Origin of the sequence: Cupriavidus sp. SIMBA_020 (assembly GCF_046535395.1) — a bacterium.
Classification (GTDB): Bacteria; Pseudomonadota; Gammaproteobacteria; order Burkholderiales; family Burkholderiaceae; genus Cupriavidus; species Cupriavidus campinensis.
This window is the reverse complement of the sequence record NZ_JAWRWU010001450.1, coordinates 1-243: the sequence shown is the minus strand read 5'-3', so window position 1 is coordinate 243 and position 243 is coordinate 1. Positions and strand designations below refer to the sequence as shown.

Here is a 243-nt window from a genome sequence, read left to right as displayed (position 1 = left end):
GAGCACGCCGCCGCGCTGCTCGATGCGGGCGAACTGGTCGCGTTTCCGACCGAGACCGTCTACGGCCTCGGCGGCGACGCGGCGAGCCCGGAAGCCGTCGCGCGTATTTACGCCGCGAAGGGGCGTCCCGCCAACCATCCGGTGATCGTGCATCTGCCGCCGGGCGGCGATCCGCAGTACTGGGCCGCCGAGTGGCCGGAAGCCGCGCAAAAGCTCGTCGACGCCTTCTGGCCGGGTCCGCTC

General features: G+C 72.4%; 1 protein-coding gene. It reads left to right on the top strand.

Annotated elements, in window-relative coordinates:
- Positions 1-243: L-threonylcarbamoyladenylate synthase (locus SB751_RS34365; protein ID WP_410749540.1), on the top strand; the 243-nt coding region annotated here is incomplete at both ends.